The 1,182-nt window shown below is 65.2% G+C and carries 1 protein-coding gene; it reads left to right on the top strand.

Annotated elements, in window-relative coordinates:
- Nucleotides 1-206 precede the first annotated feature (206 nt).
- Nucleotides 207-1,182 (top strand): tyrosine-type recombinase/integrase (locus MLGJGCBP_RS21600; RefSeq protein WP_236581244.1); only part of this gene is annotated, 976 nt, incomplete at its 3' end.

The following is a 1,182-nucleotide window of genomic DNA, read 5'->3' as shown; positions in this document are numbered from 1 at the left end:
CGCCCTATTGACTGAACTAATACGAAAGTCTTCCCAGTTCAACGGGCATGTAACGGCTTCTTGCATTACTGTCTCCGCTCATGATCGGAGACGGTGAGCCCGAGCGGGATTTGGCCCAATTGCTGGTTCCTCGGTCGGGTCGGCTGGAGGCGACGGGCAATCGGTACGAGCCCTATCAGCTGCTTGATCCTGATGGGGTGCCCGTGGTGGCGGTCACCGCCTACTTCCGGGATCTGCTGGCCTCGGGGCGAGCGGAGTCCACGCTCCGTTCGTATGGGATGGATCTGCTGCGATGGTTCCGGTTCCTGTGGTCCGACACCGGCGTCGCGTGGGACCGGGCGACTCGGGTCGAAGCCCGTGATTTCTGCAGATGGATGCAGGTCGCAGGGAAGCAGCCTCGCCCGCATTGGCGCGCGTCTGGAGCGGCCCTGTCATCGAAACCGGCTCGTGGTCAAGCCTTCGCGCCGTCGGTGCGTGCGCATTCCGAAACGGTGCTGCGCTCGTTCTATGACTTTCACCGAGATGCGGGCACCGGGCCGATCATCAACCCGTTCCCGCTGGACCGGTCCCGCCGCGCCGGTCGGGCGCACGCGCACCACAATCCCATGGAGCAGCACGGCAACGAGCGCAGCGGGCGGTATCGGCCCAAAGTGCCCCGCCGGGTCCCGCGCAGCGTCCCGGACAGCGAGTTCAACGAGATCTTCGCCCGGCTGCCGTCGCATCGTGACCGGGCACTGATCGCCTTCTACGTGTCAACGGGGGCGCGGGCGTCGGAGTTGCTGTCGACCACGCTGGCGGGAGTGGATCCAGGGCGGCAGTTGATCACGGTGGTGCGCAAGGGAACCCGCGAGTTGCAGGAACTGCCGGCGTCCACGGACGCGTTCGTGTGGTTGCGGCTCTACCAGGTGGAGATGGCCGATCTGATCCCCAAGGGACGCAGGCAGCCGCTGTGGTGGACGCTGCGACGTCCTGCCCGGCCGCTGACCTATCACGCCGTGCACCGCATGTTCGAGCGAGTCAACCAGCAGGCAGGCACCTCGGTGACGTTGCATGCCTTGCGGCACACGGCGACCTATCGGATGGCCGAGGACCCGGCCTTGCCGCTGACCGATGTCCAATTCGTCCTTGGTCATGCTCAGTTGACCACGACTCAGATTTACCTGACGCCCCGCAAGGAGGATG

The sequence above is a fragment of the Rhodococcus sp. T7 genome, from assembly GCF_009872365.1.
Lineage (GTDB): Bacteria > Actinomycetota > Actinomycetes > Mycobacteriales > Mycobacteriaceae > Rhodococcus_F.
The sequence above is the reverse complement of the archived record's forward strand: the minus strand, read 5'-3'. Positions and strand labels throughout refer to the sequence as shown.